This window comes from Micromonospora zhanjiangensis, from assembly GCF_042650605.1.
Lineage (GTDB): Bacteria > Actinomycetota > Actinomycetes > Mycobacteriales > Micromonosporaceae > Micromonospora_J > Micromonospora_J zhanjiangensis.
On record NZ_JBHSBN010000011.1, the window covers coordinates 200574 to 211555 of the forward strand.

Annotated in this window: 13 protein-coding genes; 8 read left to right on the forward strand and 5 right to left on the reverse strand. The window is 68.5% G+C overall.

Annotated features, from left to right (window positions below; genetic code table 11):
- Positions 1-105: 105 nt before the first annotated feature.
- The 3 genes from ACFOX0_RS18245 to ACFOX0_RS18255 all read right to left on the reverse strand — a co-directional run bounded on the left by ACFOX0_RS18245 (position 106) and on the right by ACFOX0_RS18255 (position 3437).
- Entirely contained in the window at positions 106-726 is a 621-nt protein-coding gene (locus tag ACFOX0_RS18245; protein ID WP_377547332.1) for a GNAT family N-acetyltransferase, read from the reverse strand.
- Between the two features lie 110 nt (positions 727-836).
- On the reverse strand, positions 837-2396 hold the full coding sequence (locus tag ACFOX0_RS18250) for a pectate lyase family protein (RefSeq protein ID WP_377547335.1): 1560 nt from the start codon (positions 2394-2396) through the stop codon (positions 837-839).
- A 177-nt stretch (positions 2397-2573) separates the two neighbouring features.
- On the reverse strand, positions 2574-3437 hold the full coding sequence (locus ACFOX0_RS18255) for an alpha/beta hydrolase (RefSeq protein ID WP_377547338.1): 864 nt from the start codon (positions 3435-3437) through the stop codon (positions 2574-2576).
- 231 nt (positions 3438-3668) lie between these two features.
- Here ACFOX0_RS18255 and ACFOX0_RS18260 point away from each other — a divergent pair, with 231 nt between their 5' ends.
- Both ACFOX0_RS18260 and ACFOX0_RS18265 read left to right on the forward strand, forming a co-directional pair.
- Positions 3669-4070 (forward strand): MerR family transcriptional regulator, encoded by a 402-nt coding sequence (locus tag ACFOX0_RS18260; RefSeq protein WP_377547340.1) that lies wholly within the window; start codon positions 3669-3671, stop codon positions 4068-4070.
- A 382-nt stretch (positions 4071-4452) separates the two neighbouring features.
- Positions 4453-4602, forward strand: coding sequence for a hypothetical protein (locus ACFOX0_RS18265; RefSeq protein ID WP_377547343.1), 150 nt, complete (start codon positions 4453-4455; stop codon positions 4600-4602).
- 144 nt (positions 4603-4746) lie between these two features.
- On the opposite strand, the gene ACFOX0_RS18270 is transcribed toward ACFOX0_RS18265, so the two are convergent.
- On the reverse strand, positions 4747-5688 hold the full coding sequence (locus tag ACFOX0_RS18270; RefSeq protein ID WP_377547345.1) for a LysR family transcriptional regulator: 942 nt from the start codon (positions 5686-5688) through the stop codon (positions 4747-4749).
- Between the two features lie 81 nt (positions 5689-5769).
- On the opposite strand from ACFOX0_RS18270, the gene ACFOX0_RS18275 reads away from it, so the two are divergent.
- The 6 genes from ACFOX0_RS18275 (at position 5770) to ACFOX0_RS18300 (ending at position 9017) form a co-directional block, all read left to right on the forward strand.
- A complete protein-coding gene (locus tag ACFOX0_RS18275; RefSeq protein ID WP_377547347.1) occupies positions 5770-6720 on the forward strand; it encodes a DMT family transporter in 951 nt (316 codons plus the stop codon).
- On the forward strand, positions 6690-7187 hold the full coding sequence (locus ACFOX0_RS18280) for a YbaK/EbsC family protein (RefSeq protein WP_377547349.1): 498 nt from the start codon (positions 6690-6692) through the stop codon (positions 7185-7187). The genes ACFOX0_RS18275 and ACFOX0_RS18280 overlap by 31 nt, the downstream gene beginning before the upstream one ends.
- A gap of 166 nt (positions 7188-7353) precedes the next feature.
- On the forward strand, positions 7354-7647 hold the full coding sequence (locus tag ACFOX0_RS18285; protein WP_377547351.1) for a hypothetical protein: 294 nt from the start codon (positions 7354-7356) through the stop codon (positions 7645-7647).
- 2 nt (positions 7648-7649) lie between these two features.
- Positions 7650-8351 carry a hypothetical protein gene (locus ACFOX0_RS18290; protein ID WP_377547353.1) on the forward strand — a complete coding sequence of 234 codons (702 nt, stop codon included), beginning with the start codon at positions 7650-7652 and terminating at the stop codon, positions 8349-8351.
- 43 nt (positions 8352-8394) lie between these two features.
- Complete coding sequence (locus ACFOX0_RS18295; protein ID WP_377547355.1) at positions 8395-8733, forward strand: hypothetical protein; 339 nt, start codon at positions 8395-8397, stop codon at positions 8731-8733.
- Between the two features lie 5 nt (positions 8734-8738).
- On the forward strand, positions 8739-9017 hold the full coding sequence (locus ACFOX0_RS18300) for a hypothetical protein (protein WP_377547358.1): 279 nt from the start codon (positions 8739-8741) through the stop codon (positions 9015-9017).
- A gap of 114 nt (positions 9018-9131) precedes the next feature.
- Here ACFOX0_RS18300 and ACFOX0_RS18305 read toward each other — a convergent pair whose 3' ends face one another.
- On the reverse strand, positions 9132-10631 hold the full coding sequence (locus ACFOX0_RS18305; RefSeq protein WP_377547361.1) for a helix-turn-helix domain-containing protein: 1500 nt from the start codon (positions 10629-10631) through the stop codon (positions 9132-9134).
- Between the last annotated feature and the right edge of the window lie 351 nt (positions 10632-10982).

The window sequence follows — 10982 nt, forward strand, 5'->3', positions numbered from 1 at the left end:
GATCCTGCCGGCATACATTCGAGTGCGCCCAGGCCCGCCGCCGGCGCGGGTGACGCCTGCCGCCGGGCCGGGCCGCGAGCGTCGGCCCGGCGTCGCCGGTCACCGTCACGGGTGGGTCGCGTGCCGCGTCGCCCACATCTCGCGGGTCAGCTCGTATTCGACCTCGCCCTGGTCGGTGCCGGGGATCGGGTCGTCCCAGGTCGGGAAGTACGTGCGGACGTACCGCATGCCGACGGCCGCCATCACGCCCCGGGATCCGGCGTTGACCGTCATCGTCTGGGCGATCACCCGGCGCTGCCCCACGGTGTCGAAGGCGTGCTCCAGCAGGGCACGGGACGCCTCGCTGGCCAGGCCGAGCCGCCAGTATCGCCGTAGCAGGCGGTAGCCGAGTTCCGCCACGGTCGGGTCGTCGGGCTGGTCCGGACCGTGCGCCGGCGGCAGCATCATGAGCCCGACGAACTCGCCGCCCTCCTCGCTCGCCGGTGCCGTCGAACCCCGCGCGCCGCCGTCGGTGCCGAACGCCATCCAGAAGCCCAGCCCGTCGACCTTGTCGGCCAGGGCCATCCGCCGGGCGTGCGACTCGACCACCTCGTCCCGGGTCCGCGCCCGGTCGTAGAGGTAGCGCAGCACCTCCGGGTCCGAGTCGAGCCGGATCTCCAACTCCAGGTGCCGGTCGGCGAGCGGGACCAGCAGCAGGCGGTCGGTGCGCAGGATCGGTTGAGCCACGCGGCCACGATCGCACGAGCCGGTCACCGGGGGCGATCCGATTTCCCGGTACGGGCCGGACCGCCCGGCGGGAGTACCGGGCCCCGCCGGGCGGTCCTGGATCACCCCCGTCAGCCGGCGTAGGTCTCGAACTCGGCGATCCGCGGTGTGCCGCTCGCGCCGGTGATCTCGAAGTTGATCTTCTTGAGCGAGGTCGCCGCAAAGGTGGCGACGCCCGCCGTGCCGCCGGTGGCCAGGACCGCGCCGGTGTCGTTGTTGACCAGTCGCCAGCCTGTGACGGTGCCGACGGCGCCCGACGCCTCCCGGATGACGACCCGGGAAACCCTGGTGGCCGAGTCCCACTTCACCGAGACGCGACCGGTCGAACCGCTCGGCGACCAGTACGTGCCCGGGTCACCGTCGCAGACGTTGCCGTAGCTGGTCCCGCTCGCCTTGCTGGAGCCGTCCGCGCCGGCGCCGAGGCTCAGGTTGGTCCCGCCGGGCTGGGTCGGCGGCGGCGTGGTCGGGTTCGGCGGCGTGGTGGGGCCGGAGGTCGGCCCGGACGTGGGGCTGGTCGGCGTCTGCGGCGCGCAGTTGCCGTCGGACACCTGCAGGCCCTTGCCCGCGCCCGCCGTGCTCGCCACGATCTGCGGCACGCAACCGGCCGCGTCGAGCTGGTACGCGTACGGGATGCTGATCGTGGTGGTCGACGTCGGGTTGGGGCCGGCCGGGTGGTTCTCGGTGCCCGGGGCCGACCAGGTGACGTTGTCGAAGATGTTGCCGCCGACCTGCCAGTAGCCCATCAGGTCGGTGTAGAACGTGCCCAGCACGTCCGCCGAGTTCCGGAAGTAGTTGTTCTCCACCTTGGCCTTGCCGCCGGCCCGGGGGTTGATGCCGGACTTGGTCAGGCCCAGGTAGTAGTTGTCGTAGATGTGCGCGGTCGCGCCGCGCAGCAACGGCGTCCGGGAGTCGATGTTCTCGTACAGGTTGTGGTGGAAGGTGACCGGCCCGTTGCCGAGGTCGCTGTCGCTGGACCCGACCAGGCCACCCCGACCGGAGTTGCGCAGCGTGTTGTAGGAGACGGTCACGTAGGTGGTGTCGGCCTTCATGTCGACCAGCGAGTCGTACCCCTGGTCCTCGCCGCCGGAGGCGTACAGCGTGTTGTGGTCGATCCAGACGTTGTGGACGCCGCTCTCCATGCCGATGGCGTCGCCGCCGTTGGAGGTCGGCGAGCCCGACTTCTTGACGTTCCGGACGGTCACGTTCTGGATGATGATGTTCGAGGCGCTGCGCAGGTGGATGCCGAGCTGGTCGAAGATCGCGCCGCCGCCGACTCCGACGAGCGTGACGTTGCTGACCTCCTTGAGTTCGATCTGGTCGGCGGCGGTGTTGCAGCTACCGCCGGAGACCTTTGTGGTGTTGCCGTGGTTGATGGTCCCCTCCACCTCGATGATGATCGGGGTGCTGCTGCTGGCCCGGGTGCACAGGGCCGTGTGGATGGCGGTCCCGGTGGTGGCCCGGACCCGCTGGCCGCCGGCACCACCGGTGGTGCCGCCGTTGAGCGTCGCGTAGCCGGTCACGCCGCCGGTCGCGGCCGACGCCTGCGGCGTCGGCAGGACCAGAACGGCCCCCACCACCAGGGCCGCCGTGGCCGCTGCCGCTTGAATTCCCCGTACGACTGGTCGTCTCATCCTCGCCTCACTCTTTCTCGGTGAACGTCGGGGATGCGCGTCGCCGCGGATCGGGTCGTCAGGGAACCACCGACGTCATCAGCTCGTCATATCGATTAACTTGAGCATAGGAAAGCGCTTTCTCCATATCAACAGAGCGCGTGTGCAGGTTATTTGCAGTCGGACCGGTGGACGGGGTTACGGCCGCTGAGGATGGGCGTCGGCCATCGGGTCGAAGAAGTTCCTGAGCGCGGCGGTCGCGTCGCCGATGGCGACCTTGGCGTCGTCGAAGGGGTGGCGGAGGAACTCGTGGATCATTCCGTCGTAGCGTTTCACCGTGACAGGAACGCCGGCGGCAGCCAACCGCTGGCCGTACTGCTCCCCCTCGTCGCGCAGGGCGTCGTACTCGGCGGTGATGACCAAGGCCGGCGGGAGTCCAGTCAGGTCCGGCTCCAGCAGCGGGGACACCAGCGGGTTCAGCTTGTCGTCCGCCTCGGCGAGATAGTGGTCCATGAACCACTCCTGGGCCGCACGGCTGATGTTGCCGTACTTTCCGGCGAACTCTGTGATCGAGTAATTCGTCCGCCGGAAGTCGAGATCGGGATAGATGAGCAGCTGGAATCCGATGTGCGGCCGCCTCGCGGCACGCGCCTTCAGCGCGACCACGGCGGCGAGGTTGCCGCCGGCGCTGTCGCCCGCGACGGCGAGCCGCGACGGGTCGACACCGAGTTCGTCCGCATTGTCCGCGACCCACGTGGTCGCCGCGTAGCCCGCCTCGACCGGGACGGGAAACCGGTTCTCCGGGGCGAGCGGGTAGTCGACCGACACGACGACGCTCTGTGCACCGTTGGCCAGTACGCGGGCGAGGCCGTCGTGGGAGTCGAGATCGCCCAGCACGTAGCCGCCACCGTGGAAGAACACCACGACGGGGAGCGGCGGGCCGCCGGCCGGTACGCCGAGCGGGCGGTAGATGCGTACGGCCAGGTCACCGGCCTGCGTCGCGGCCACCCGGTCGACGACTTCCGCGACCTTCTCCGGCTCGCCGGCGGACGCCGCCGTCAAGCGGCGTGCCCCGGCGCGGGCCTGCTCTGGCGACACGGTGTGCAAGCCGGCGAAATTGACGGCGGCGAGTCGGTCCAGATGTACCTGGACCTGCGGGTGAAGCGGCATGGCGTGATCTCCCGACGCGGTGCTGGATGTGTTCTGCCCCAGCCTGTAACTTGAACCGCGATTCAAGTCAAGAAGACGTCGGCGCCATTCCAGGCGCTGCCGATCGGGGTAGGAGCTGAGGCCGTGACACGCGCCGCGGAACTGGACATCGCCGAAGTCGCCGAGCGGACGGGGATGACGGCATCGGCCCTGAGGTTCTACGAGCGGCGCGGACTGATCATGTCGAAGGGCCGGCACGGCCTGCGCCGAACCTTCGACCGCGACGTCCTCGACCGGATCGTCCTCATCGGTTGCGCACAGGCGGCCGGGTTCACCCTGGCACAGATCGCACGCTTCCTCGTCGCTACTCCCGGCGACGCCGAGTTGCGCGAACGGATGACCGAAAAGGCGCGCGAGTTGGACCAGGACATCGACCGCCTGACCCGCATGCGCGACAGCCTCCGACACGCGTCCACCTGCACGCACACGCCGCTCATCGAGTGCCCCGAGTTCAAGGCACGCATCACGGACGCGCGCCCCGCCTGAACGGCGGCCACACCGACCGGTGCACGGCGGCGGTCGGCGACCAGGTCACGCTGGACACGAGCGCGAAGTGACGATCTGCCACTTCGCACCAGCAACGACGTCGCAAGCTGATCAGCGCACTCGCGGGGAGTGCACTGGCCGTCGCCACCGTCGGGCTGCTGCCCGCGTCCCCCGCGACCGCCGCCCCCGCCCGGGCGGACCTGGTCGTCGCCGCCTCCGCCGACCCCGCCGAGGTGCCGGCCGATGGCGGCTGGTCGACCCCTCGCGGTCGACCTGCACAACTCCGCAGACCTCGGGCCAGCCCGGCTACCTGGCCACCGTCAACCCCGACGGCAGCTACGTCGCGTACGCCCGCCCGGGCACCTACCGGGTCGAGTTCTACGTGCAGGACCCGCACGAATTCATCGACTCGACCGACTCGGACCTCGTCTACCACTGGAACGAGACCGGCGGCTACAACAACTACGGCTACACCGACTGGTTCACCGCCACGACCGGTGACCAGGTCACGCTGGACGCGGGCGTGAACTGACGGTTCGCGTCACGACGTACGGGTGACATCCGGGCGGGTCGGCCTCGTGGCCGGCCCGCCCGGGCGGCTTCGGTGCAGGATCTTCCGCCGGGCATCACGTCCGGCTGGGGCCGTCCTCCGCGACGGCAACGTCGGCCCGGACTCCTACCGTCGTTGGGCCTTCGGCTGGCTCCCGGCGACGGCCACGGTGTCCCGGCTCCGGATGGTCGCGGCGGCGCGGTGCAACTCGGTGAGGGCGGTCCGGACGGCCCGCCGCGCGGTCCGCTCCGGACGATGGAGTACGTCGATGTGCCGCCGGGCGTGCACGCCGCTGAGCGGCTTGAGGACCAGCGCCGGATGCGGTCGGGTGGTCCAGCGGGGAATCAGCGCCAGCCCGCCGCCCGCGGCCACCATCTCGGCGACCACGGAGAACTCGTTCACCCGGTGGACGATGTCGAGCCGGCGGTTCGCGGCGGTGCCGATGGCCTCGATCGTCGCCATCACCGGAAAGCCGTCGTGCACGGTGATCCAGGGCTGGTCGGCCACGTCGCGCGGGGTGAGCCGGTGCTTGCCGGCCAGCGGATGCGTGCTCGGCATCGCCACGTCGAGCGGTTCGCGCAGCAGCGTGGCGGCGGCCACGGTAGCCGGCCACGGGGGCGTGTGGTCGAGCCGGTGGGCCAGCACCAGGTCATAACTCCGGGTGAGCCGGGGAAACTGGTCCTGCGCGACGTCCTCGTCGGCCAGCGTCAGCCGGGGCCCGTCCGGCCCGGCGACGCGCAGCAGCAACGGGAAGAACGCCGCCGCCGCGCTGTGGAACGCCGCCACCGACACGTCGGCGTCCGGTCGCTCGACGAAGTCGGCGACGGTGTGCCGTGCCCGGGCCAGGGCGGTTTCCACCTCGATCGCCGCGGCGGCGAGTGCCTGCCCGGCGTCGGTCAGCACCACCCGCCGACCGTCCCGCTCGGTGAGCGGGACGGGAATCGAGCGCTGCAGCAGCCGTAGCTGTTGGGAGATCGCCGACGGGGTCACCAGCAGCGCCTCGGCGACCGCGGTGATGCTCCCGAGTTCCCCCAGCTCACGCAGGATCCGCAATTGTCGCGCGTCCATGCCCGCAGTGTAGGGCAGCTAAAGCGTTGGTTCAGAAGTTGGTTCTTCACTTCATCGTCGGGGGTGCGGCAGCGTAGGGCGGTGCCCGATACGCGCCGTACCGATGTGGTGCTTCTGCTCGTCGCGATCGTCTGGGGTTCCAGCTATCTCGCGGCGAAGAGCGCCACCGTCGCCCTGCCGGTCCTGGTGGTGCTGTTCGCCAGGTACGCGATCTCCGCGCTCGCCTGCCTCACCCTCCAGACCCCGCGCCGCGCGTCCCGCCGGTGGAGTCCCGCCGAACTCCGCGTCGGCGCGATCCTGGGCGTCACCCAGACGGCCGTCCTGGTGCTGGAGACGTACGGGGTGGCACACACCAGTGCCGCCAACGCCGGCCTGATCATCAGCCTCACCATCGTCCTGACGCCGCTGCTGGACCGTACCGGCGCCCGTGGCCGGCTGCCGTTGGCGTTCTTCGGAGCCACCGGCGTCTGCGTGCTGGCCGTCGGACTTCTGATGTCCGGCACCGGCCTGCACGCCCCGCGCACGGGAGACCTGCTCATGCTGGCCGCCGCCGTGGTGCGAGCCGGACACGTCGCGTTGGTCGGCCGGCTCACCGCGGACCATGCCGTCCGTCCGCTGCCCCTGACCACCGTCCAGACAGTCGTCGGTGCCGCGCTGTTGCTGGCGCCGGCCTCGACCGAGCTGGACGTCCTGGCCCACGCCAGCGGCACGACCTGGGCGCAACTGGTCTACCTGGCCCTGTTCTGCAGCGTGTTCGCCTTCCTGGCCCAGACCTGGGCGGTGCAGCGGACCTCCGCGAGCCGGGCCAGCCTGCTGCTGGGCACCGAACCGGTCTGGGCCGTCGTGGCCGGAATCGCCCTCGGCGGCGAACGACTCACCGTCCTGGCCACCCTCGGCGCGGGGCTGATGGTCGCCGGCACGTACTGGGGCCAGGCCGTTGAACGCGCCCACCGCACCCGTACCCGCACCCGTACCCGAACTTCGTCGAAGGAGAACGGCACGTGCCGTACGCCGACACCTACCAGCGCCTGATCGGCCTGCTCGACACGAGCGCGACCCCGTACCGGCTCATCGACCACGAGCCCGAGGGCAGCACCGAGGCGGTCAGCGCGCTGCGCGGACACCCCGCGTCGTACGCCGCGAAGTGCATCGTCCTGCGGGTCAAAATCGACCGGCGGACCACCCGTCATGTGCTCGCGGTCGTTCCGGGCGACCGGCGGGTGGACCTCGACGCCGTACGGACGCTGTTCGGCGCCCGCTACGTCGGGTTCAGCGACGCGTCCACCGCTGAACGGTTGGCCCAGGCGGTCCCCGGCACCGTCCTCCCCTTCTCCTTCGATGCCGCGCTCGAACTGGTGGTGGACCCGGAGGTCGTCGCCCTACCACAGCTCTACTTCAACGCTGCGCGCCTGGACCGGTCGGTGGTGATCTCCGGTGCCGACTACGCCAGGCTCACCCGACCACGCATCGAATCCATCGCCGGACCGGCCGCACCCTGACACCCGCGTCGCCGTACGGCAGGCTCGTGGTCGATTCCGTGCCTCATGTCGGATCGACCGTCACGCAGGGCAGCGGTCTCGTGACCGCTGCTGCTATTTTGCCGGCATGGGCCGAGCGCGCCGCGACTTGCGTGACCAACAAGCACCCGGGAACGACAGTGAGACGTTGGAGGCATACCGCCGATCGGTCGGACGGTTGCAGCGGTCGGCGTACCGGAACCTGCGCCAGACGATCGCCAACGCAACGATCTTCTTCGCCGCGGTGGCTACCTTCATGATTGTGATCGGCGAGGTCACGCCGGCTCGACTGCCCTGGTACGCGGCCTCCATATTTGGTGGCGCGCTCGGCCTGTGCAGCTACGCGATCCAGGAGCCTCGTCGTCGCTTGTTCATCCTGGGCGCGGCTGCCCTCCTCGCGATTGTCGGCCTGACCGGCGCGCTCATCGTCAAGCAGGCATAGGCATGACTTTGATTGTCGACCCGAACGCGGTGGACGGCTTCGCCAACCAGATCGGGCGCGCCGGCGACAACGTGTGGGACACCCGGAACTACTTCAACCGCTATGCGGAAGCCGGCACGGGCGGGGAGGCGTTCAGCCTCGCCAAGGCCAGCCATGAACATGCCGTCGAGATCATCGACAGCACCCTCAACCGACTCGCCTGCCTGCTTGATGCCTCCGCGCCGGAGCTGCATGCCGGTGCCGGGTACTACCGGGCCAGTGACCTCGCGGTCGCCGACCGCCTCGACCGGGCGTTACCCCCGGCGGGAAACCGCTGCGTCACCGCCCTCGAACTGGAGTTGGCGAGTAATCCCTGCGCCCCGGCGCATTTCATCGACCCACGCGACGTTCGGAGCCACCTGTCACCGCCACCCGAGCCGGACAACCCGTTCAACGCCCTGGGCTGGATGGACTACCTCAGCCCGTCCTCGTGGGCGAACAGTGCCTTCGACGCTTCGACCCGGTCGGGGAGATCCAGAAACGCGTCTTCGGTGACTGGGAAGCCCTGGCAGCCCTGGCCCCGGTCGTCAGCAATATCGGTGGCGCGCTGCACGATCTGGCGTACAACGTGCAATCCGGCGCCTGCACCCTCCACCCGCTCTGGCAGGGCGTCGCCGGCGAAGCAGCTTCCGATACTTCACCACCACCGCCAACGCTGTAGCTGACCTCCACGGTCCACTCGATGCCGTCAGCAAGGCGTACCAGGAAATGTCCGACGCCGTCTGGTCCGCCGGCGAGGCACTCGGCGGCGTCGTCAAGGGCCTCATTGACGCGGCCATCATCGCCGGGATCAGCGTGGCGGCAGGCACCGTCACGGCGGAGACAGGCGCCGGTGCCGCGATCGGCTACGGCGTCGCGGCCGTCGAAATCGCAAACATGCTTCGGCTCTGGGGCGAAGCCACCAAACTCTGCCAGCAACTCACCGCAGGGGTACTCGCCTTCCGCGCCGCCCTCGGCCGCGAACTCAACGATCTCGACACCGCCGCCGTCCCCGCCCTGCCCCAGGGCGGTCGCTACGATCACCCGCTCGCCGGGGCGAAGGGCTAGGCAACATGGACGAGGACGAGATCGCGGACATCGCCGGCGGCGACGAGAAACGGATCCGCGCGCTTCGAGGCGCACTCGGTCAACTCGCTCGGAGTCCCAATCCCCTCCTCCGGGAGATGGCCGCAGCCGTCCAGAACGGTGAACTCAGCCTCCGTCAGGCGGTAGCCAGCGAGAGTTACGGCAGTGAGTTAGCGGCGCCCTTCCGCACCTTCTGGACGAGCTACCAGCAGATGACCCCCGAACAAAGGGAAGATCTGGTCGAACGGGCAAACGACGGCCTCTGAGCAACCGGTGGTGACGCTACTCCGACCCTCACCACCTGCCCCGGCCCCGACCAGCAGCGCACCCGACCGCCCGCGGCTCCAACGGCGGTCGGCAGGTTGCGGCAGCCGGGCTGCTCATGCCGCACCGGAGAGGATCACCTCCCGGTGCTCCCAAGCAAGGTGTAGGCAGGCCGCGCCGCTCGGCGCCATCGATTCGGAGGTAAGTAGGCGATGGATGGTCGGCCCGTCGAACGAGAACTCTTCTGCGTCCACCTCTCCTTCGTCGTTCTCATCGACCATCTCGCCGAAGAGACTGTCAAACGTGGAGGCTTCGAACACTGCCACGGTTAGCAGGTCACCCACATAATTCAGTGCGTCGACTCCGGCGCCAAGGGCGAAGACGCGGATGTGACCGGCTCGGCGGGCAGCGTCAAGCGTCCTGAACGGTTCCTCGGTGGCGTAGTCGATCGGTGGCCCGTCGCCGTCATGCTCAGGGTTCCCTAGAAATTCCTCACTGTATTCCCTCATGACATTGCGCCACAGGTCGAAGTCAGGCGATTCGGGTACCGGAAGGACTGACGCTGGTTGAAAGACCCCGGTTGGAAACACGCTCAACATGCCGCCCGCGATTGCTACCTTCGCAGGATTGCGCCGAAGGAGGAAGAACGTGGATCCGGCACGGCTGGATCGAACGGTAAGCGTGCTGATCGACGTCATGAGAGGATACGACGCCAGCTCAAACGGGTCTCGAATGAGTCGCCGAAAGCTAAGGTTCTCCCAACGGACTTCTTCCGGCCTGATCTGGTCCTTGTCGTTCACTGCGACGAGTGCGACCTCATGCGCCAGGGTCTCACCTACGTCGATCATGTCGAAGTAGCACATTTCGCCTAGAGTCAGGCTCAACTCAAGGCAAGGTTGCTGGTCGTCACCCTCTGGCGCCACATCCAAAAGGCGGTAGGTGAGCCGATTTTCGAACAGGCGCGGTCGGGCCAACTCCCGCATGGCGCGGTGGTACCTCGTGTACTCGCGCGTCGGGGTGACCAGGGGGCGGACACGCCGGGCCTCCCGCTCAGCGCCGGTAATCAACGGCCGGGGCGTGCTCTCCTGCCATCGAAGCCGTACGTCTGCGAGGTCGGCCGGTTTGGCCAGACGCCAACGCGCCGGCATCAGCATTCCCGTATTTCCTAGACGGATGGCTTCCGGGTAGATGTTACTGACAAGCTGCGTCAGCGCTCCCCGATGCAGTCCGAGGGATTGCCGGGTACGCAGCCACTGCCGCCGGCTCTCGGCCACCACGCCTTGCTCCGGCATGTTTTCGATGTCGGCATCAGCCAGGCCAACAAGTTTTCGTGGAATTTGCAAACCTTCTGCGAACCGCTCGACCAGCTCCAGACTCGTCACTTTCCTTGAGCCGCGCTCGATCTCGCTGATGTGTGGCTGCGGAAGCCCGACAAGCATTCCGACGTCCGTCTGACTGGCGCCCGTCCACTTCCTAAAGATCCGCACCACTGCGCCGATATCTCGATCAGCGAGCAACTGAACTACGTCCGGACGTTCCCAAAGTCCGGGCGGTGGTTTCGGGGGCTGCTTGTGGTGCGACACGTCGCCGGTAGCCTTCCTATCAGGATTTGCCATACAGTCGGCGTATACGGTGCTGGGTTTCCATCTCCCGGCGTTGCGCTGTTTGATTGTTTTTATGACGCCCAGTGCTTCCCGCAGTTCTTGCCAGCGAGTAAAGACTATCGAGCCTGTTCGCTGCGGTCACGCTCCAAGCTCGCCACACGCTCGCTCAACTCGCGAACCGTCGTCACCAGGTGGTCAAGGCGTGCGGAGAGGTCCGCTCCTCTCCCGGCTCCTAGTACTCCAGCAGGAGATCCGTTTCAGGGCTCGGTGAGGGCTTGTTGGGCGTAGTGGCTGATCTTGGCTGCGGCTTGGTGTTGGCGTCGGTAGATGGACCAGGTGATGACGTCAGCGACGCGTCGGGTG

Bases quoted from the DNA above. Each gene is read 5' to 3' on its own strand.
- ACFOX0_RS18250 (WP_377547335.1), bottom strand. From the start codon at position 2,396: ATGAGACGACCAGTCGTACGGGGAATTCAAGCGGCAGCGGCCACGGCG.
- ACFOX0_RS18270 (WP_377547345.1), bottom strand. From the start codon at position 5,688: ATGGACGCGCGACAATTGCGGATCCTGCGTGAGCTGGGGGAACTCGGG.
- ACFOX0_RS18290 (WP_377547353.1), top strand. From the start codon at position 7,650: ATGACTTTGATTGTCGACCCGAACGCGGTGGACGGCTTCGCCAACCAG.
- ACFOX0_RS18295 (WP_377547355.1), top strand. From the start codon at position 8,395: ATGTCCGACGCCGTCTGGTCCGCCGGCGAGGCACTCGGCGGCGTCGTC.
- ACFOX0_RS18300 (WP_377547358.1), top strand. From the start codon at position 8,739: ATGGACGAGGACGAGATCGCGGACATCGCCGGCGGCGACGAGAAACGG.
- ACFOX0_RS18305 (WP_377547361.1), bottom strand. From the start codon at position 10,631: ATGGCAAATCCTGATAGGAAGGCTACCGGCGACGTGTCGCACCACAAG.